17 protein-coding genes are annotated in these 18,615 nt (G+C 65.2%); 6 read left to right on the top strand and 11 right to left on the bottom strand.

The genetic code is table 11. The annotated features are described in order from the left end of the window. Window positions 1-5: 5 nt before the first annotated feature. The 6 genes from K6L26_RS11230 to K6L26_RS11205 form a co-directional block, all read right to left on the bottom strand. Window positions 6-1,475 carry an aldehyde dehydrogenase family protein gene (locus K6L26_RS11230; protein WP_019344733.1) on the bottom strand — a complete coding sequence of 490 codons (1,470 nt, stop codon included), beginning with the start codon at window positions 1,473-1,475 and terminating at the stop codon, window positions 6-8. Further along, window positions 1,468-2,358 carry an SDR family oxidoreductase gene (locus K6L26_RS11225; RefSeq protein ID WP_019344732.1) on the bottom strand — a complete coding sequence of 297 codons (891 nt, stop codon included), beginning with the start codon at window positions 2,356-2,358 and terminating at the stop codon, window positions 1,468-1,470. The genes K6L26_RS11230 and K6L26_RS11225 overlap by 8 nt, the downstream gene beginning before the upstream one ends. Further along, the gene (locus K6L26_RS11220) at window positions 2,351-3,478 is read right to left on the bottom strand and encodes a spirocyclase AveC family protein (protein ID WP_036393274.1); all 1,128 of its coding nucleotides are present in this window, start codon (window positions 3,476-3,478) and stop codon (window positions 2,351-2,353) included. The genes K6L26_RS11225 and K6L26_RS11220 overlap by 8 nt, the downstream gene beginning before the upstream one ends. Further along, the gene (locus tag K6L26_RS11215; RefSeq protein WP_019344730.1) at window positions 3,475-4,596 is read right to left on the bottom strand and encodes an ABC transporter substrate-binding protein; all 1,122 of its coding nucleotides are present in this window, start codon (window positions 4,594-4,596) and stop codon (window positions 3,475-3,477) included. Before K6L26_RS11215 ends, K6L26_RS11220 begins: the two co-directional genes overlap by 4 nt. A gap of 90 nt (window positions 4,597-4,686) precedes the next feature. Next, window positions 4,687-5,535, bottom strand: a complete 849-nt coding sequence (locus K6L26_RS11210; RefSeq protein WP_047037652.1) for a CbbQ/NirQ/NorQ/GpvN family protein — start codon at window positions 5,533-5,535, stop codon at window positions 4,687-4,689. 138 nt (window positions 5,536-5,673) lie between these two features. Beyond that, window positions 5,674-7,314: a nitric oxide reductase activation protein NorD gene (locus K6L26_RS11205; RefSeq protein WP_221853377.1), complete on the bottom strand. Its 1,641-nt coding sequence runs from the start codon at window positions 7,312-7,314 to the stop codon at window positions 5,674-5,676. Between the two features lie 157 nt (window positions 7,315-7,471). Here K6L26_RS11205 and K6L26_RS11200 point away from each other — a divergent pair, with 157 nt between their 5' ends. After that, window positions 7,472-8,401, top strand: a complete 930-nt coding sequence (locus K6L26_RS11200) for an SDR family NAD(P)-dependent oxidoreductase (protein WP_019344393.1) — start codon at window positions 7,472-7,474, stop codon at window positions 8,399-8,401. 159 nt (window positions 8,402-8,560) lie between these two features. Beyond that, a complete protein-coding gene (locus K6L26_RS11195) occupies window positions 8,561-9,880 on the top strand; it encodes a TetR/AcrR family transcriptional regulator (RefSeq protein WP_221853143.1) in 1,320 nt (439 codons plus the stop codon). Here K6L26_RS11195 and K6L26_RS11190 read toward each other — a convergent pair. The 4 genes from K6L26_RS11190 to K6L26_RS11175 form a co-directional block, all read right to left on the bottom strand. Then, window positions 9,877-10,950, bottom strand: coding sequence for an NAD(P)H-dependent amine dehydrogenase family protein (locus K6L26_RS11190; protein WP_221853142.1), 1,074 nt, complete (start codon window positions 10,948-10,950; stop codon window positions 9,877-9,879). The two genes, K6L26_RS11195 and K6L26_RS11190, sit on opposite strands and share 4 nt — an antisense overlap. 21 nt (window positions 10,951-10,971) lie before the next feature. After that, on the bottom strand, window positions 10,972-11,931 hold the full coding sequence (locus tag K6L26_RS11185) for an LLM class flavin-dependent oxidoreductase (protein ID WP_221853141.1): 960 nt from the start codon (window positions 11,929-11,931) through the stop codon (window positions 10,972-10,974). A gap of 120 nt (window positions 11,932-12,051) precedes the next feature. Continuing rightward, complete coding sequence (locus K6L26_RS11180; protein WP_085140434.1) at window positions 12,052-13,227, bottom strand: acyl-CoA dehydrogenase family protein; 1,176 nt, start codon at window positions 13,225-13,227, stop codon at window positions 12,052-12,054. After that, entirely contained in the window at window positions 13,228-14,232 is a 1,005-nt protein-coding gene (locus K6L26_RS11175) for an acyl-CoA dehydrogenase family protein (protein ID WP_036393261.1), read from the bottom strand. A 277-nt stretch (window positions 14,233-14,509) separates the two neighbouring features. On the opposite strand from K6L26_RS11175, the gene K6L26_RS11170 reads away from it, so the two are divergent. From K6L26_RS11170 to K6L26_RS11155, 4 genes are read left to right on the top strand one after another with little or no spacing between them, the layout of a single operon-like run. Next, window positions 14,510-15,634, top strand: coding sequence for an amidohydrolase family protein (locus tag K6L26_RS11170; RefSeq protein ID WP_076211497.1), 1,125 nt, complete (start codon window positions 14,510-14,512; stop codon window positions 15,632-15,634). An 18-nt stretch (window positions 15,635-15,652) separates the two neighbouring features. Then, window positions 15,653-16,795 (top strand): amidohydrolase family protein, encoded by a 1,143-nt coding sequence (locus K6L26_RS11165; RefSeq protein ID WP_036393259.1) that lies wholly within the window; start codon window positions 15,653-15,655, stop codon window positions 16,793-16,795. 1 nt (window position 16,796) lies between these two features. After that, window positions 16,797-17,189, top strand: coding sequence for a Rieske (2Fe-2S) protein (locus K6L26_RS11160; RefSeq protein WP_054602835.1), 393 nt, complete (start codon window positions 16,797-16,799; stop codon window positions 17,187-17,189). Beyond that, window positions 17,186-18,115 carry an alpha/beta fold hydrolase gene (locus tag K6L26_RS11155; RefSeq protein ID WP_085140437.1) on the top strand — a complete coding sequence of 310 codons (930 nt, stop codon included), beginning with the start codon at window positions 17,186-17,188 and terminating at the stop codon, window positions 18,113-18,115. Before K6L26_RS11160 ends, K6L26_RS11155 begins: the two co-directional genes overlap by 4 nt. A gap of 23 nt (window positions 18,116-18,138) precedes the next feature. Here the strand turns inward: K6L26_RS11155 and K6L26_RS11150 are convergent, their stop codons facing one another. Next, window positions 18,139-18,612 carry a hypothetical protein gene (locus K6L26_RS11150; RefSeq protein WP_085140438.1) on the bottom strand — a complete coding sequence of 158 codons (474 nt, stop codon included), beginning with the start codon at window positions 18,610-18,612 and terminating at the stop codon, window positions 18,139-18,141. Window positions 18,613-18,615 lie beyond the last annotated feature (3 nt).

Here is an 18,615-nt window from a genome sequence, read left to right as displayed (position 1 = left end):
CCTCCCTAGCCGGCCGGGTACGCGACGGACTTGACCTCGGTGTACTGCTCGAATCCCGCGATACCGTTCTGTCGGCCCACCCCGCTGTTCTTGTAGCCGCCGAACGGCGTATCGGCGCCGTAACCCGCGGTGCCGTTGAGCCCGATGAACCCGGCCCGTAATCGGCGCGCCACGGAAAGCGAACGGTCCAACGAGGCCGACATGACGTTGCCCGCCAGCCCGTACGGACTGTCGTTGGCGATCCGGACGGCGTCGTCTTCGTCCTGGTAGGGAATGACGACGAGCACGGGCCCGAAGATCTCCTCCTGAGCGACCGTCATCGAGTTGTCCACATCGGTGAAAAGAGTTGGGTTGACCCAGAATCCCTTGTCGAACTGGCTCGGCGCGTCGGTACTGCCGACGAGCATGGTGGCGCCTTCCTCGACGCCTTTCCTGATGTAGCCCAGGATGCGGGACTGCTGCCTGGCCGAGATCACCGGACCGCAGAGAGTTCCCGGGTCCTGCGGATCGCCGGGGGCGATGTTCTCGTAGATGGCCTTCAGGATCGCGACGCCCTCGTCATAACGGGAGCGCGGCAACAGCATTCGGGTGGGGGCAGCGCAGCCCTGCCCAGCGTGAAGCAACGGGCCGATACCGATGAGGCATGCCGAGTTGAAATCCGCATCGTCAAGGACGATCGTGGCCGACTTACCGCCGAGTTCGAGGAACAGCCGCTTCATGGTCGCGGCGCCTTTCTCCATGATCCGCTTGCCCACGCCCGTCGACCCGGTGAACGAGATCATGTCGACCTTCGGTGACAGGGTCAGCTCTTCGCCGACGAGGTGGTCCGAAGCCGTGACGACGTTCACCACACCTGCTGGGATATCGGTGTTCTCGGCGACGAGCCGTCCGAGCCGGGTGGCGTTGAACGGCGTGTCCGGCGCGGGTTTGAGCACCACGGTGTTTCCGGTTGCCAACGCCTGCCCGAGTTTGTTGATCGTGACTTCGAACGGAAAATTCCACGGTGTGATCGCACCGACCACCCCGACCGGCTCACGCCACACCTTGCGAGTGGTGTTCACGCCGGTGACGGACACCACGGTGTCACCGAGATCCGTTTCCCACGGGAAGTTTTCGATGAGCCGGGCCGGGTATCTCAATCCGTCGGCGAACGGCGCGTCGAGTTGTGGCCCGTGCGTCACGGCCCGCGGTGCACCGACTTCGGCGATGAGCTCCTCGCGCAACTCCTCCAGTTCGCTCTGGATCGCATCGTGTAGTTGTTCGAGGCACCGCTTGCGCAACTGGTGGTTGGTGGACCAATCCGTCGCGTCGAACGACCGGCGGGCGGCGTCGATGGCCCGCTGCATATCGGCCGTCGAGGCGTCCGCGACCTCGCCCAGGACCTGCTCGTTGGCCGGATTGATGTTGGTGAAGGTGCCCGCCGATCCGTCCACGAGCTTGCCGTCGATCAGCATCCTGGCCTCGAAGTCAGCCATCGGCAGTGCCTTTCTCTCGCAGTGCACCGAACCGCGGGATGCCCATCATCAGCCTGGTCATGTGGTGCAGGCCGGATGACGGCAGTAACCGGTTGGCGATCAAAAGCATTCGCGCGTCGAATCCGACTGCGGTCTTGACGAACGGCTTCGAGCTGTCGAGCACTCCGGTCAGGCCGGCGGCGAACGTCTCGGGTGACTTCGCCGCACGCTTCATCATGGCTCGCCCGCGTTTGTCCATCGTGCGGTGGTGTGCCGCGTAGGGCCCATCCAGATCGCGGTCGTCCGTCGTGCCCGCGTCGGTGATGATCTCGGTGTCGTAGGTCCCGGTGACCAGGATGGTGACGCCGATCCCGAACGGTGCGACCTCGCCTGCCATCGCCTCGCCCCACCGCTCGAGTGCTCCCTTGACCGCGGAATACGGTGCGGTCGCCGGCATTCCGCGCACACCGGCCGCACTTGAGATGAGCACGATGCGGCCCCGGCCCGAGCTGCGCATCGACGGCAGAAGTGCCTTGGTGAGGGCTACCGGGCCGAAGACGTTCGTCGCGAACATCCGCTCCCACAGTTCGGGCGATGTTTCCTCGACCATGCCTGCGGCCGAGATCCCGGCATTGTGGACGATGGCATAGGGCGCACCGGCGGCCTCTTCGATCGACTTGGCCGCAGCGGCAACCGATGCGGTGTCCGTGAGGTCGAGTTGGACACCGATCAGTCTGTCGTCGTCCTCACCGGCGCCCGTCGCCTCACGCAGCAGCGGCATGCCCTTCTCCGGCGTCCGCATCGCCGCGACCACGCGCCACCCCTCGTGATGAAGGCGCACGGCCGAGGCGAAGCCGAGACCCCGGGACGCCCCGGTGATGAGCACGCTTCTCGGTTCACCCATTCTGGCTCTCCGATGCGCACCGATCGCTCTTCGAACCCAGTTCGACGTCGGGGTTCCGCGCGGGACCCTGCTGCCAGGTGGCCCACTTGCCCACCGAGTACGGCCCTTCGGCTCCGTTCGCCCGGTAATAACCTTGCGGGTCATAGATCTTGGCCTCGGGATAAGGCCACGGGCAGGCGACCGAGGTGGCCAGGCCGCTGGCCTTGATCGCCCAGAACCAGCCGCCGTAGGCGAAGTACGAGACGTTGATGATCGCGAACATCACCAGAAATGTGCCCAGCACGGGCTTCGCGGGAAAGATCCTGGCCTTCGCCGCGAGTTTCTCGGCCACGGACTTTCCGGTGTCGTCCCGGTAGACCAGAATCGCCGCCGGAATCATCACGAAGGTCACCGAGAGTGACTCCCAGATCAGCGGGAACTGGAAGGTGCTGCCCGGGAACAAGGTTCCGAACGGGATGGCCTGGGAGTAGATGTAGAGCCCCGTCCGCACCAGGCTGACTTCCAGGATCGCGTCGAAGACGAAGCCGATCACCAACACCAGCCCACCCAGGCTGATCAGGGGGTGGCGGGTGACGAACGCCTCCGGACCGTGCTTGGCCTGCAGCTTGCGAAGAATCCAGATCGCCGGGAAGTACGGTCCGAAGTAGAACAGGACGTAGCCGAACACGATGAAGGGCTCCACGGTCGGCGACATCATGACCAGGTACCAGTTCTCGGGCCAGTGCAGCAGCATCGGGTTGTACACCGCGTACGGCGACCAGTTCATGATCGGGTCCTGCCAGACGATCAGCGTCGTGCACAGCACCATGAGCAGCACCGGACTGCCGGGGTTCTTCCGCCAGCCGACGATGAACATCACGGTGAACACCACGACGATGATCACGGCTCCGACCTGCGGAATGATCTGCCAGTGATCGAATGCGGTCAGGAACCCGACAGGACGTGGCCGCCCTTCGACATTCGGGTTGGCCACCCGTGGGTCGACGTCTGTGCGGCCGACGGCGACGAACAGGCCGAGAAAGCCGAGCCAGGCGAGCAGCGCGATCACCCGGCCCCAGTTGGGGCCCTTGCGCGCCGGTGCTTCGACCCGGGTATCGGGCGAGGATTCCTGTGTCGTCACGAGGCATCCTCCCCAAAGCGGTCGACCAGGTGGGAGTTGACGCCGTCTTCGTCGAGGGTCCGGGCGACCAGATATCCCGCGCCCATCCAGGCTCTGCGGGTCCACTTCCCCAGGGACACCCGGGTTCCGGGTGCGCCGGAGGCCGCGGGCATCATCTTCACGCGTTCGAGCGCTTCTTTGACCCCGCGCGGGCTCAGCGGATGGGCGTCGGTAAAGGCACGCACCAGCGTTGCGGCGACGTCGTGGTTGACCACCGAGACGCAGTACTCGGGGCGGCTTCCGCTGTACCGCTTGGCATATCGGTCCAACCAGGCCTGTCCGACGGGGTTGCCCTCGTCGTACTGATCGACGCCGATCCAGCCCAGAAACGCGTTCCACATGATCGGGTTGACCCAAGCATTCTGGAATGCGGTGGTGGTGAACCGCGGTGGATCCCAGTTGACGGCCTCCAGTGCCGGGTTGATGAAGACGATGCCGAAACCGAAACCGAGATGCACGATGGCCTCGGCCTTCGCCTCGTGCAACGTGCTGACCGCGGCATTGATGTCCTGCGCGGTCTGCGCGATCGCGGCTTCGGCGACGATCCGAATACCCTTGCGCGCGCATGCGGTTCGCAGATTCTTCAGGTAGCTGTCGCCGATGAGGTTCTGCTCTACGAGGACACCGATCTCGGTCAAACCCCGTTTGGCGACCAGGTCGGCCAGAAAGATCGGCTCGTCGGTCATCGAGCCTTGCGGAAAGGCGAACGTCCACTCACCGAGCCAGTCGTCGGTACCCGTGACACTGATGGCCGGCACTTTGAAGCGGTCCTCGATCGCTTCTCGCAGCGGCACACAGTTGTCGGTGATGTTTGGTCCGAAGACCACCAGAGCGCCTTCGTCCACGAGTTCGCCGTAGGCATCGATCACCGCCTTCACCGAACCTTTCGGCAGCCCTTCCACTTCGCGGTAGATCATCTGTACCGGCCGATCCATCAGGCCCTGTTCGACGGCCTCTTCGAACACCAGGTCAAAGGTCTGGGTGAACGATGCCCGCAACTCGTCCGGAAAGCCCGGCGGCAAGGTGAAGTCCATCAGGTAGCCGACCTTGATGGGCTCGGCAGTGCTCTCGTATGACATCTGACCTCCATGGTGTGGGCGTTCGTCGCGGGGAACACCGGGGTCCTGACCTAATATTTGTTCTGAACTTAACGGGGGTACCGCGGGGCGTCAATGATCGGATGCCGATCCGTCCAGGTAGACGTCGATCAGCTCATTCAGGCCCCGGCCCACCGCAACGTCATCAGTGAGCGGTCCAGCGACCGCCACCCGGGCCGCCACGGCCATCGGCAGTCCCTCGGCTACCAGGCGACCGGCTGCGATCAGCACCCGGGTGGAGGCGACTTCACGCAGGCCGCCCGCCTCCAGGCGCCGGATGGCCTGGCCGAACCGCACCAACTCGGCAGCGGTGGACTGATCCACACCCGCCTCGTGGGCGAGGATGCACTCTTCGACTTCCGGGTCGGGAAAACCGAACTCGATGGCCACCATCCGCTGACGCGTCGAATCCTTGAGGTCTTTGAGAACGCTTTGGTAACCGGGGTTATAGGACATCACCAGACCGAATCCCGGCGCTGCGTCCAACGTGATGCCCAGACGCTCGATCGGCAGCTGGCGGCGATGGTCGGCGAGGGGATGCAGCACCACGGTGGTGTCCTGGCGAGCTTCGACCACCTCGTCGAGGTAACAGATCGCACCCTCGCGCACCGCGCGGGTCAAGGGGCCGTCCACCCAGACCGTCTCGTCACCGCGCAGCAGGTAGCGGCCGACCAGATCGGCCGTGGTGAGATCGTCGTGGCAGGCGACGGTGATCAACGGCCGGCCGAGGTCGTGAGCCATGGCCTCGACGAAGCGCGTCTTACCGCACCCGGTCGGCCCTTTCAGAACCAGCGAAAGGCCTTGGCGATATGCCGCCTTGAAGACCGTCTCCTCATTGCCGACCGGCCGGTAGTAGGGGCGCGAACTCGGAGTGTGCGAACTGGTGCCGTTCGGGTGGGCGAGTCCGGGCTCGTTGGCCATCAACACACCTTTCGTCGGATCCTCGACGCTGCGATACCTCAGGGAGCCTAACGCGGAACAGATGTTTGTTTCAAGCACAGGTTGTGGCAATCGCGAGCCCGCCGCGCAAACGTCAATGACGCTCTGGTGCTTGGTATCTCACGACACCTTCCGGCGCACCTCTGCGGAGCGAATGGCCGAACGGAATATCGGCCCGATGACCGCGGCGATCTGGTCCGGGCCGGAGACGGTGGCGTGTGCGGTACTGCCGAACACCCGGCGCAACGTTTCCACGTCCGTGCTCGCACCGACGGTCAGACACACACAGCCAGTGCCGCGGCGCCGGGCCTCGGCCAAAGCGCGTCTGGCGTCGGCGGCTCCGTAGGCCCGCTCGTAGCCGTGGTCGTAAGCCAGTCCGTCGGACAGGACTACCAGCAGTCGCCGCGATGTGCCGCCGCGCGTCTCCAGGACCGACGCTCCGTGCCGGATCGCCGCACCGAGTCTCGAATATGCGCCTGGCTCAAGGCTGTTCAGCCTACGGACCACCTGCGCGTCCAGGTGGTCATCGAACCGCTTCACCGGAACCATGGTCACCGCGGACCGCCCCTGGGAGTAATAGGCGTATAGCGCCACCCGGTCGCCCAGGTCATGTAGTGCCACCATCAGATTGGCCACCGCGGTGCGCTGCTGCTGGTGCACGGTGCGCCCGAGGCTGCCCGGTTCAGCCGTCGAACCGGATACATCGAGCAGCAACAACACCGATAGGTCCCGCCGCCGCCGCAGACTGTCTAGATAGACCGCCTCGTCGGGCACCGATCCGGCGCGGACCTCCACGCGCGCTTCAAGCGCCGCATCGATGTCGATGTCGTCGCCTTGAGACTGACGGTGACGCCGGTGCAAACCCATGCCCAGGCGGGCCAGCGGGCGCCGCACACTGATGGCATCTTCGATCTGCTGCGTGGCATGCCCCTTGATCTGTGGCTCAGCCTCGCGGACAGTGCACCAATCGAGCCGGTAGCTTCCTTTCTCCGCGTTCCATTCCGGGTACCGCACCCCGTCGGTCCTGATGTCGGCAACGTCCTCAGATGATGTCGTCGCCGACGACGAGACCGCGTGTATCCCACGTCTTGTGGAGTTGGTGCGGTGCGTCGGCATGTCGGCACCGGGCGGCCCGCCGCCGGCGCCTCTCTTGCGCGTCGACGACAGCAACTTCTTCAACCACTTGCCCAGGGCCCCACCCCCGCCGACGGGGCTGGAGAACAGGTCAGGCTCGTCGGAGTCGTCGACCTCGTCGTTGCTGATTTCCTCGAGCTCGTGGACCCCCGCCCGGCGCGGCACATGTCCGGCCGGCTGCTGATCCGCCGGCCTGGCCGTCGCACACGCCGTCAGCACCTTTTTCGCGGCAATCACGCCGAAGCCCGCGGGCGGGGCGTCGAGCACATCCCGCCCGCGGGCGATCGCCAGGGACGCCGCGGCCGAATCGCTACGGGCAGCGATCGTTCGGTCCGCCAAGGCCCCAAGGGTTTTCGGCAACAGCGCGCGGTGGATCCACAACGCGCGGTGCCCTTCGACCGCCAGATAACGCCGGGCCAGCCGACGATGGCGGACCAGGTGGCGGACCACATCGGGGTTCAGGCTGCCTGCCCCGATCAGCGCGGCTTGGACTGCCACCCACTCGAGCTGTGCACGCGCAGGCTCCGACACATCGATGAACACGGTCTTGCCGTCGGTCCACGGTGGGCTGCCCCGCTCGGCGGCGGCCACGGCGATCGGACGCGCGGCGAGCGCGGACGCCAGCATGCCCAACCCGGCGAATCGGCCATCACCGTCGCGGTCAGACACCCGACCACCTCCACATCACCGGTTCGCGTTGACCAAATATCTGTTCCACCGTAGAGTTTCGCCCACATCGGCGTCAATCGAACGAACCGCGACGTCAACTGACAAGGGTGGCAAAGTGATCGACTTCAACGGCCAGGTCGCAGTCGTGACCGGATCCGGCCGCGGCCTCGGCCGGGTGTACGCGCTCGAACTGGCGCGGCGCGGAGCGGCCGTCGTCGTCAACGACCTCGGCGGCACGATGGCAGGCCGGGGTTCCGACGCTGCGATCGCCGATCAGGTAGTTGAGGAGATCACCGCGGCAGGCGGCACCGCGGTGGCGTCCTACGATTCGGTCGACAGCCCGGAGGGCGGTGAGTCGATCGTGCGCACAGCCGTCGAGCGCTTCGGTCGGCTCGATGCCGTAGTCAGCAACGCAGGCATCTTCAACAGCGTTCCGTTCGAGGATCTGTCCGCCGAGGACTGGCGCCGCATGTTGAACGTCCACCTCGACGGTGGCTTCTTCCTCGCCCAACCCGCCTACCGAGTGATGAAGAACCAGGGCTACGGCCGGTTCGTCTTCATCGCCTCGTCGGCGGGAATGTTCGGCCAGCACCTCGAAGCCCACTACGCAGCGGCCAAGTCCGGTCTGGTCGGGCTGACCAACGTGATCGCCCTCGAAGGTGCGCCCCACGGGATCCTCGCCAACACCGTGCTGCCATTCGGCATCTCACGCATGGTCACCGAAACGCTTGGTGATCCTAAAGCTCTCGAGGACAACGGCTTCTTCAAAGCGATCCGACCCGAACTTGTGACACCGTTGGTGGTGTACCTGGCCAGCCGCGACTGCGGGCTCAGCCATCAGAATTTCTCGGCCTGCGCGGGGCGGTTCGCCCGCGTCTTCGTCGGTTTGAGCGATGGCTGGATGGCGTCGCCGGACACCGAGCCCACCGCCGACGACGTCGCCGCGCACCTGTCGGAAATCACTGCGACAGAGCCGTTCACAATCCCGGGGTCGATCTACGACGAAGTGTTCGCAGTGACTCAACGGCTTGGGGTCAGCGCGTGAGCCGGACGTCGGCGACGCTGGAGCAACGGTGATCTACCGGCGCTTTCGGACGCACAGGATCCCCGGCGCAGCAGCTCCGTTCTGGTAGCCTCTAACCAAATATTGGGTCTGACCACCCGATACGTGTGACAGGAGCCGAGCAATCATCGTGGAGCCGCTGTGGGCCGTCCCCAGGTAACGCCTGGGGAGCGCAAGACGCTCAAGCGCACCCCAGGTCGCGCGGTCGACGCCGGCTCCGCAGCTGAGGATCGCACACGGCGAACGGAGATCCTCCAGACCGCCGCGTCGTTGATCGCCACGTCCGGCCTGCGTACATCGCTCCAGGAGATCGCGGATGCGGCCGGCATCCTGCCGGGCAGCCTGTACCACCATTTCGAGTCCAAGGAAGCGATCCTGGTCGAACTGCTGGAGCGGTATCACGAGGATCTCGACGGCATCGCCGAGCAGGCCCAGAGCCGGTTGGACGGCCCGGATCCAGCGTCACCGTTCGCCCGCATCGCCGAGCTCGGCTCAGATATCGCGCGATGTGCCGTCGCGCACCGAGCCGCGCTGCAGATGTCGTTCTACGAGAGCCCGAGCTCCAATCCCGCCCTCATCGCATTGGCTCAACGACGCCCGACAGCCACGTTGGAGGCCATGCTGCAGACCTTGCGGGCCGCCCGATGGGCCGGCTATCTGCGTTCGGACGTCGATCTGACCGTGCTCGCGGACCGGATCTGCCAGACGATGCTGCAGGTCGGCCTGGACGTCATGCGCCACAACGCCGCACCGGAGAAAGTGGCCACGCTGCTGTGCCGAATTCTCTTGGAGGGCTTGTCCACCGAGCAGCCCACAGACACCGAACTCGACAAGTCCGTTCCGTTCTCGGCAGCCGACGCCGTGGTGCGCAGCTGGACCGAGGAAGCCCGGTCTGAGGCCGACGACAAGACCGCTCATATCCGGGCAGTGGCCCGGGCCGAGTTCGGCCGCCGCGGCTATGAGGGCACGACCGTGCGGGACATCGCCTCGGCCGCGGGCATGGGTACCGGCACGGTGTACCGGCTGATCGGATCCAAGGACGAACTGCTCGCGGCCATCATGCAGTCGTTCGGCGAGAAGATCGCGGTGGGTTGGACGGAGGTCCTCGGCGCCGAGGGCACGCCGATCGAAAAGCTCGATGCACTCAGTTGGATACACACCAACGCGCTCGACCAATTCGGAGACGAGTTCCGGATTCAGCTGGCCTGGATGCGGCAGTCTCCCCCGGATACGCCCAACCCCGGCTGGTTGTTCACGCAGCGGGTCAAGCAGGTGAAATCGCTTCTCGCCGAAGGGATCAAGGCCGGCCAGATCAGCATCGACAGTCCCTCGAACGAGATGCTGGCCCGGTCGGTCCTCTGCGTCGGCTGGATCCCCGAGAACATCCTCAGAGAATTCGGCACGCGCACATCACAGATCCATGTTCGCGATACCAGCCTGCGCGGGGTGATCGCGCGCTAGCCGAATACGTGCCTCGGCAACGTATTCGGGATGTCCAGTGAGCTCAACAGGCCTGCGGGCGCATCGACGATGTAGGGAATCGCGTTGACCACCCGCATCGCAGTCGCGGCCATCGCCGCCTTGCCGGCCCCGTGCCCCTCGTGTTCCCCCAGGTTCATCGCACAGTGGATGTCGGGATCACCCTCGATGTCCACCCGGTAGGTCGCATCGAATTCCGACGCCGGCCAATCCGGTGCGACGTCGCGCGACATCCGGATGATGTGCTCGACGACGATGGCCTCACGACCGTTCACCACGCCGGCAGCACGCGTGCGGACGGCACCGCAGGTGCCCGCGGCGACGGTGCCGAACGCCACCTCGATGTCACGGTCGGTGGTCCGCCGGTCCAACGAGCCGTGGATCTCGGACACCTCAGCGCCGAACGCGTCCGCCATGAGGTGGATGGGTGCCTTCCAAGCCATCTCGATGAAGCCGGGCGTCTTGAGCATCGGCTCGAAATCCAGCGGACGCCCGAAGCCCATGCCGTCCATCATCACGTCAGCCACAGGATAGTGATCGTTGAGGGATACCTCGGTGACCGTGAGCCGGTCGATCGTTTTGGACTGCGTGGCCAGGGTCAGCGCCAGCTGATCCGAGCCGAAACCGGGAAAGACCCCTGATGCGTAGAACGAACAATTGCCCGCTTTGGCCGCCGCCTCCAGCTGGTCGCGCCATTCCGCCGAATAGTAGGCCGGCGGGTACACCAGGGCGGTCGATGTCGTTGATACCACGTTGATCCCGGCATTCAGCAGGCGCAGGTAATCCGGTACCGCCGCGGCATCACGCGCGGGCCCACTTGCCGCATACACCACGCAATCGGGAGCCGACGCGATCAGTGCCTCGGCATCGCTGGTGGCCGAAACGCCCAGTGGCTCAATCCCGGCCAGCACTCCGGCGTCTTGGCCCGCCTTCGCCGGCGAGTGCACCCACACACCAACCAGGTCGAGATCAGGCCGTCTGGTGATGGCGTCGACGGCGACCGACCCGACACCGCCGGTCGACCAGACCACGATCCGCAGGGGTGCTGGCATCTTCGGCTCCTTTGTATCGGTTCACGCGGATTGTGACGCGGCTGCGCGCTCAAGGTATGGCCAGGCCACCTCGGGTGGCAGTCCGCCACACAACGGGAGCAGCGGCAGCGGCCTTCCGCTGCGGGCATACTCGGCAGCCTGGTCAGTGGTCAGGATTTGGTACGGGCCGCCGTCCTGCCGAAGTGCAGCGACGCTTTCGGCGTGCGAGATGCTGGCGACTGTGTCGTCGCCGTGCCGGTACGACGCAGCGGTGCGGGCATCGTGAAGCAGAAAGGGGCCCAACTCCTCCCACGCCCGGTCGAGGTCGTCGGCCACGAAGACCGCCGTCGGCGTGTTCGGTGCCGGAAACTGGACTACACCCGGCTCGTTGCCGGCGGCCCGGCACTGCGCCTCGTAATACTCCTGGAGCCCGGGCGCCGCAGTCTGCGAGATGAACCCCAGGCCGTGCCGGGCTGCGCGTCGCGCTGCCGCACGAGAGCCCCCTGCGATGAGCAGATATGGGCCAGACGGTGTTGCGCAGCCAGGCGTCACCGCGATCTTCCGGCCGTCATGCTCGACGGTCTCCCCCGCCAGCAGACGCAGCAAGAGCGCCAACCGATCGTCGGCGAGCTTGCCGCGCGCGCTCATCGCCACACCGAAGTGTTCGTACTCTTCGGCTCGGTGCCCGATCCCGAAGGCATACGAGATCCGGCCCCGGCTGACGATGTCCAGGGTGCAGATCTCCTCGGCCAGCCGGACCGGATCCCAGAACGGAATCGGCACCGCGGCAATCAGAATCGCCAGCCGGCTGGTGCGTGCGGCGATGGCGGAGGCAAGGATGGTCGGGGCCGCGAGGTGCCCGTCGGCCGTGCCGTGGTGCTCCGAGAGCACCGCCATCACCGCGCCGCGCGTCTCGGCCCAGGCGCACATGTCGATCGCGGCGCCGTAGAGGTCAGTTGTCGGGGTGTGCGGCGCACGCATGTCGAATCGCAGCGTGAACATCACGCCGACCCTAACCTAAGTTTTGTTCCGCGTCACCGGGTATCTCACCGCCACTGTCACGCCAGAGTGGCTGTCGAGCTCGAAAGCCACTCTGGCGTGACACCGGAGGTCTGAAGCCACTCAGCGCCGGGGCAGGCCCAGCACCTGGGTGGCGATGATGTTGCGCTGAATCTCCGACGTCCCACCCGCGATGGTGCCGCCGAAGCTCCTGGCATAGCGCTCGAACCAGCTCGCGAAGTAGTGATCGAGGTTCATGTGCGCGTACGGCCCGGAGGTGGTCGGGTGGATCAAACCATCAGGGCCTGCCGCGGTCAGCGCGTTCTCGAACGCGTTGCGCTCCGCTTCGGATCCGAACAGCTTGAGCACCGACACCGACGCGGTGTCCGCCTCTCCGCGGGAAGCCTTGGCCAGCGCGGCAGATCCCATGGCGCGCAAAGCCTGGTAGTCCATGATCGTGGTGGCGTACTGGTCGCGCTCCAACTCGGTCTTCGGATGGAAGTCGGCCAGCATGTTGTCGATCCGGTCGGCGAATCCGAGCCACATCATGGTGCGTTCGTGGCCGAGGGACCCGTTGGCCACCCCCCAACCGCCGTTGAGCGGGCCGACGAGGTTCTCTGCCGGCACCCGGGCGTCGGTGAAGAACACCTCGTTGAAGTCGAGGTTCTCTTCCCCCGTCATGTCGGCGAAGGGCCGGCACACCACTCCGGGAGTGTCGGTCGGGATGATGAGAACGCTGATTCCCTTGTGCTTCGGCGCATCCGGGTCGGTGCGTACGAACGTCAGCAGCCAGTCGGCGTCATGGGCGCCCGAGGTCCAGACCTTCTGTCCGTTGACGACGAAATGATCGCCGTCCCGGACCGCGCGGGTACGCAACGAGGCGAGATCCGAGCCCGCACTGGGCTCGCTCATCCCCAGTGACGCGGTCTTCTCGCCCCGCAGCACGGGCACTGCCCAGCGGCGCTTCTGTTCGTCGGAGCCGAACGTAAGCAGTGATGCGGCAATGATGTTGACGCCCTGCGGGTTGAAGCTGTGGTAGATCCGGCGCCGGCACAGTTCGTCGAGGTGGACGAACGTCTGTACCACGGTGGCGTTGCGGCCGCCGAACTCGGGCGGCTGGGCCGGCAGCAGCCAGCCGTTGTCGAACAGCAGACGCTGCCAGTCGCGGGCCCACTGCGGCATGTGCGACACCGATCGGGGCCGCTCCAGCGTCTGCGCCTCGGCCGGCAGGTTGGCATCGAGGAACGCGGAGAACTCGGCGCGGAACTCCTCGACGTCGGAATCGTATGTGAGCTGCATTTACAGTCCCCTGTAGGTCGTGCGGTACTCGGCGGCGATCGTCGCGCGGTGCTCGGCGGCGCCGCCCAGCAACAGTTCGCCGGCCTTGGCTCGCTTGAGGGCGAACTGCACGTCGTTCTCCCAGGTGAAGCCCATCGCTCCGAACAGCTGCAGGCCGTGACGGAACACCACCGCCTGGCACTCTCCGGCCGCTGCCTTGGCCATGGCCGAGGCCAGACGCCGGCGGGGGTCGTCGGCGGCGATAGTCAGCGCGGCGAAATACGAAAGCGCACGGGCTCTTTCGATCGCGACGTGCATGTCGACCGCCTTGTGCTGCACGGCCTGGAAGGACCCGATCGCCGCCCCGAACTGCTGGCGTTGTTTGACGTGTTCGAGGGCCAGGTCGAGGACTCGTTGACAGGCCCCGACCATGGTGACGGCCATCCCGGTCAAGGCCAGGTGACGGGCTTTCTCGGTGTCGGTGTGAACACGTTCGGCGTCATCGACGTGGACGTTGTCGAACGACACCTCGGCAACGTGCAACACCGGATCGAACACCGCACTGCGCTTGACCGAGACCTGGGCCGCATCGACGAGGAACACGCCTCCGTCGGTGACCACGGCCAGGTTCTGCGCCCGATCACCGTCCAAGACGTGAGGGGCGGTTCCGGTCAGTACCCAACCGGTGGCATCACGGTTGGCCGTCACCCCGCTGTACACGGCGGTGCCGGCCTTTCCCGCGTCGAAGCGGTCTCCCGCCAGCGGTGCGTACTGCGTCATGGTTGCCAGGTACGGCGTCAGGTCCGTGGCCCGGCCGAGTTCTTCGAGCACGATGGCCAGTTCCACCGCGTTCTCGGAGTCGGTGAGCTCGGTCCAGCCCTGGTCGATGTAGCTCTGCCACAGCGGTGTCGGGTCGACACCCCGCTCGGCCACTTCACGGACCAGCGTGGCCGGGCATTGCTTGGTCACCGCGTCGCGCACGGTTTCCTGCCATAGCCGCTGATCGGCATCAAATTCGAGTAGCAACCGCCGCCTCCTGCCGCACTGTCTCGTCCGAGAGGAGAATAGCATTCTCTTTCTATGGCGCGATCTTCTCCTCCAGCAAGCACATGTTCTCCGATACGGCACGCTGGGCGGATGACCAGCACCGGCGCTTACCTGCAACGAAAGGCAGCAGCGCCTTGAGAACTATGTTCTTGCCATAGAAGAATATGGATCTAGACTGGCTGTAAGATCCGGCGCAGTGAGCACGTCGCCATCAGCGCGTGCCCGCTCGTTTCCGGACGAACATCGGAGGACAGTCTTGGCCCTGAAAGACCCGGCGCAACCCGGCAGTGCGGGAACGCCGCTCATCGATGCGAGCGTGCACATCTTCATGCAATCCAACAAGGATCTGCGGCAGAACTTTCTGAAGGAACCCTTCGCCAGCCGTGGTTTTCCGGATTACGAGATGAACTGGTACGGCGCGCCGGGTGGTGAGTACGCCAAGGACACCAAGGGCCCGAACCGCGAATATCCCGGTTCGGACCCCGACATCGCCGCCCGGCATCTGTTCACCGACCGCGGCGTCGACATCGCCATCCTGCATCCGATGACCCGCGGCATCATGCCCGACCGTCACCTCGGGACCGCGCTGGCCGCCGCGCACAACGAAATGATGGTCACCCGCTGGCTCGATCACGACGAGCATGGGGAGCGGTTCCGCGGAACCATCCGGATCAACCCTGACGACGTCGTGGGAGCCTTGCGCGAGATCGACAAGTACAAGGACCATCCGCGGGTGGTGCAGCTCGGTATCCCGATGCAGTCACGGGAGCTTTACGGCAAGCCACAATTCTGGCCCTTGTGGGATGCCGCAGCAGAAGCCGGTCTGCCGGTGGCGGTACACATCGAGGGCGGAGCGGGTATCCAGTTCGCACCGACGCCGTCGGGAAAGACCCGGACGTACGAGCAGTACCTCGGGTTCATGGCCCTCAACTACATCTACCACCTGATGAACATGATCGCCGAAGGCGTGTTCGAGCGGACGCCTGACCTGAAGTTCGTCTGGGCCGACGGCGCCGCGGACCTGTTGACGCCGTTCATGTGGCGGATGGATTGTTTCGGCCGCCCCCACTTGGAGCAGACGCCCTGGGCTCCGAAGATGCCCAGCGACTATCTGCCCGGGCACGTGTACTTCGTCCAAGGCGCTCTCGACGGTCCGGGCGACACCGAGTTCGCCGGAGAATGGCTGAGCTTCACCGGCAAGGAAGACATGGTGATGTTCGGTTCCAGCTACCCGCACTGGCAACTGAACCAACCGCACATCCCCAGCGCTTTCAGCGCCGAGCAGCGCGACAAGTTGTTGTGGCGCAATGCCGCACAGTTGTACGGCCTCGAGAACGAATTCGCGAGTGCCGGTTCATCGTCCGCGGCTGCGGCGCAGTAGGTATCTGAGGGAGGCTTCATGACCATCACGACCAACCCCCGGGTGCCGGCAAAAGAGCGGATCGCGATTCGCTGCGTCGACTCCGACGTGCATCCCATGCCGCGCCGCGGTGAGCTGATGGACTACATACCCGAGCCGTGGCGCAGCAAGTATTTCCTCAGCCACAAGGTCGGTGAGCAGATCTATTACGACGCGCCCGACTATGCGCACGCGTATGCCATGCGAGTGGACGCGTTCCCGCCCGATGGCGAGTTCGCCTGCAGTGACCCGGATATGGCGCTACGCCAGCTCATCATGGAGGCCGGCTCCGACATCGCCATTCTGGAACCCACCCACTCCGAGCACCGCCTCGGTGAAGCGACCGCGGCCTACTGCACAGCGGTCAACCGGTGGCTGGCCAACCACTGGCTGGACAGTCACAACAACTGGCACGAGCGGTGGCGCGGCTCGGTCTGTGTGGCGATCGAAGAGCCACAGTCCGCGGTGGCCGAGATCGAGCAGTGGGCCGAACATCCCTTCATGGCGCAGGTTCTGATCAAGGCGGAGCCGCGCCCGTCCTGGGGTGACCCGAAGTACGACCCGATCTGGGCCGCGGCCACCAAACACGACATCACCGTGAGCTGCCACCTGTCCCGCGGCGAATACGAGACCCTGCCGACGCCGCCGGTCGGTTTACCCAGCTACAACCACGATTTCATGGTCAGCTATTCGTTGTTGGCGGCCAACCAGGTGATGAGCCTGATCTTCGACGGGGTCTTCGACCGGTTCCCGACGCTGCGCATCGTGTTCGTCGAGCACGCGTTCACCTGGATCCTGCCGCTGATGTGGCGCATGGATGCCATCTACGAAGCCCGCAAGAGCTGGATGGACATCAAGCGCAAGCCGAGCGAATACGTCAAGGACCACATCAAGTTCACCACCCAGCCGCTGGACTACCCCGAGGACAAGACCGAACTGTCGCGGGCCTTCGAATGGATGGAATGCGAGAAGATCCTGCTCTACTCCAGCGACTATCCGCACTGGACCTTCGACGACCCGCGCTGGCTGGTCAAGCACCTGCCCGAGCACGCCCGCGAGGCCATCATGTTCCGCAACGGCATCGAGACCTACAAGCTGCCCGAGACCGTCCCGGTCCTCGAGGGACAGGTCAGGGTGTTCTGAGATGGCCGAACCGGAGAAGCCGAGGAGGCTCGCCCAGGGGCGCGAGCACGTTGTAGCCACAGTCGACGAAATCCCGCCCGGTACACACAAACTGGTGCCGATCGGGCGCCACGGAGTCGGCGTGTACAACGTGAACGGAACGTTCTACGCCATTGCCAACTACTGCCCGCACGAGGGCGGCCCGTTGTGCTCGGGTCGGGCCCGGGGTCGCACCGTGGTCGACGCGGACGTGCCCGGCGACGCGGTGATGGTGCGCGACAAGGAGTTCATCTACTGCCCCTGGCATCAATGGGGTTTCGAGCTGGCAACCGGCACCACCGCGGTGAAGCCGGAATGGAGTATCCGTACGTATCCGGTGCGCGTGGTTGGAGATGATGTGTTGGTGATGGCATGAGCGAGCTTGCGAACGAATCAACGGTTCTGACGGCAGGTCCTCAGCTCAAGCTGGGCGAAAAGACCATGGAGATCAACGGCGGCAACGTCGTCTACGAAATCCTCGGTGACAAAGGCGATTTCATCGCCCTGACGCCCGGTGGCCGGTTCAGCAAGGATATTCCGGGCCTGCGACCTCTGGCGGAAGCCCTGGTCGAGGGCGGCTACCGGGTGCTGCTGTGGGACCGGCCGAACTGCGGCAAATCCGACGTGCAGTTCTACGGGCAGAGCGAATCACACATGCGGGCCGAGACGTTGTACCGATTGATCACCGCCCTGGATGTCGGACCGTGCTTCATCCTGGGTGGCTCCGGCGGCGCCCGCGACTCGATGCTGACCACCATGCTCCATCCCGAGATCGTCCGAAAACTGGTGGTGTGGAACATCGTCGGTGGGGTCTACGGATCGTTCGTACTCGGCGGTCACTACGTCACCCCGAGCATCTTGGCGGTACGCGGCCTCGGTATCGAGGGGTTGCTGAATGTGCCCGAGTGGCGCGAGCGCATCGCGGAGAATCCCGCGAACCGGCAGCGTCTACTCGATCTCGACGCCGACGAATTCCTCAAAGTCATGCTGCGCTGGCTCAACGCGTTCGTGTCGAAGCCGGGCCAGACCATCCCCGGCGTGCCCGACGAGATGTTCGACAACATCACCGTACCCACCCTGATCATCCGTGGCGGCGAGGACGACTGGGATCACCCCAAGCGCACCTCGCTCGAAGTGAGTTGTCTGATCAAGGGTTCCAAGCTGATCGATCCGCCCTGGCCCGAGGACGCATGGGAGCGAGCGGGTGAGAAGTTCGCCCAGAGCGGCGGTAAGACGTTCTGCCTGTTCGACACCTGGGTGCAAGCGGCACCGGCGATCATCGACTTCCTGAGGTCGTCGTGAAGGTGGTACCGGCGGCCGGACCCTCACACCGTTCGGATGTGCACCTCGCAGTTCAGCGAAGCCTCCAGGGCCGTATGGATGCGGCTTTCCGGGATGCGTGCCAGGTCAGCCTTGTTCAGGGTCACCGTCACCACATCCCAGCCCTCGTCGTCCACGGATCGCACGATGTCGCCCGACAGGCCGAATCCGGCCAGCACGCCACGCACGTCCTCGTCGGTGCCACGACTGACGAAAGTGACCACGCCGGCCGTGGGAGAAGTGCCGAAAGCCTTGGCGCACAACTCCATCGCGACGGCCTGCAGCTCTGGTGCGTCGCCGCCGGCGATCAGCACCTCGACCTCGCGGCGATGCGCGGGGAGTCCGGCGAGCTGGTTGTCCAGCACTTCGGCACCGCGCACACCCAGCAACTCACGGAGTGTTGCCATGCCGTCGGATAACTCCTGCGCTCCGAGCTCACCAGCCGGATCCACTCCGACGCGCACCACCGCAGTTCTCATGCC

The sequence above is a fragment of the Mycobacterium farcinogenes genome (genome assembly GCF_019739075.1).
GTDB lineage: Bacteria > Actinomycetota > Actinomycetes > Mycobacteriales > Mycobacteriaceae > Mycobacterium > Mycobacterium senegalense.
This window is presented reverse-complemented; position numbering and strand designations above follow the sequence as displayed.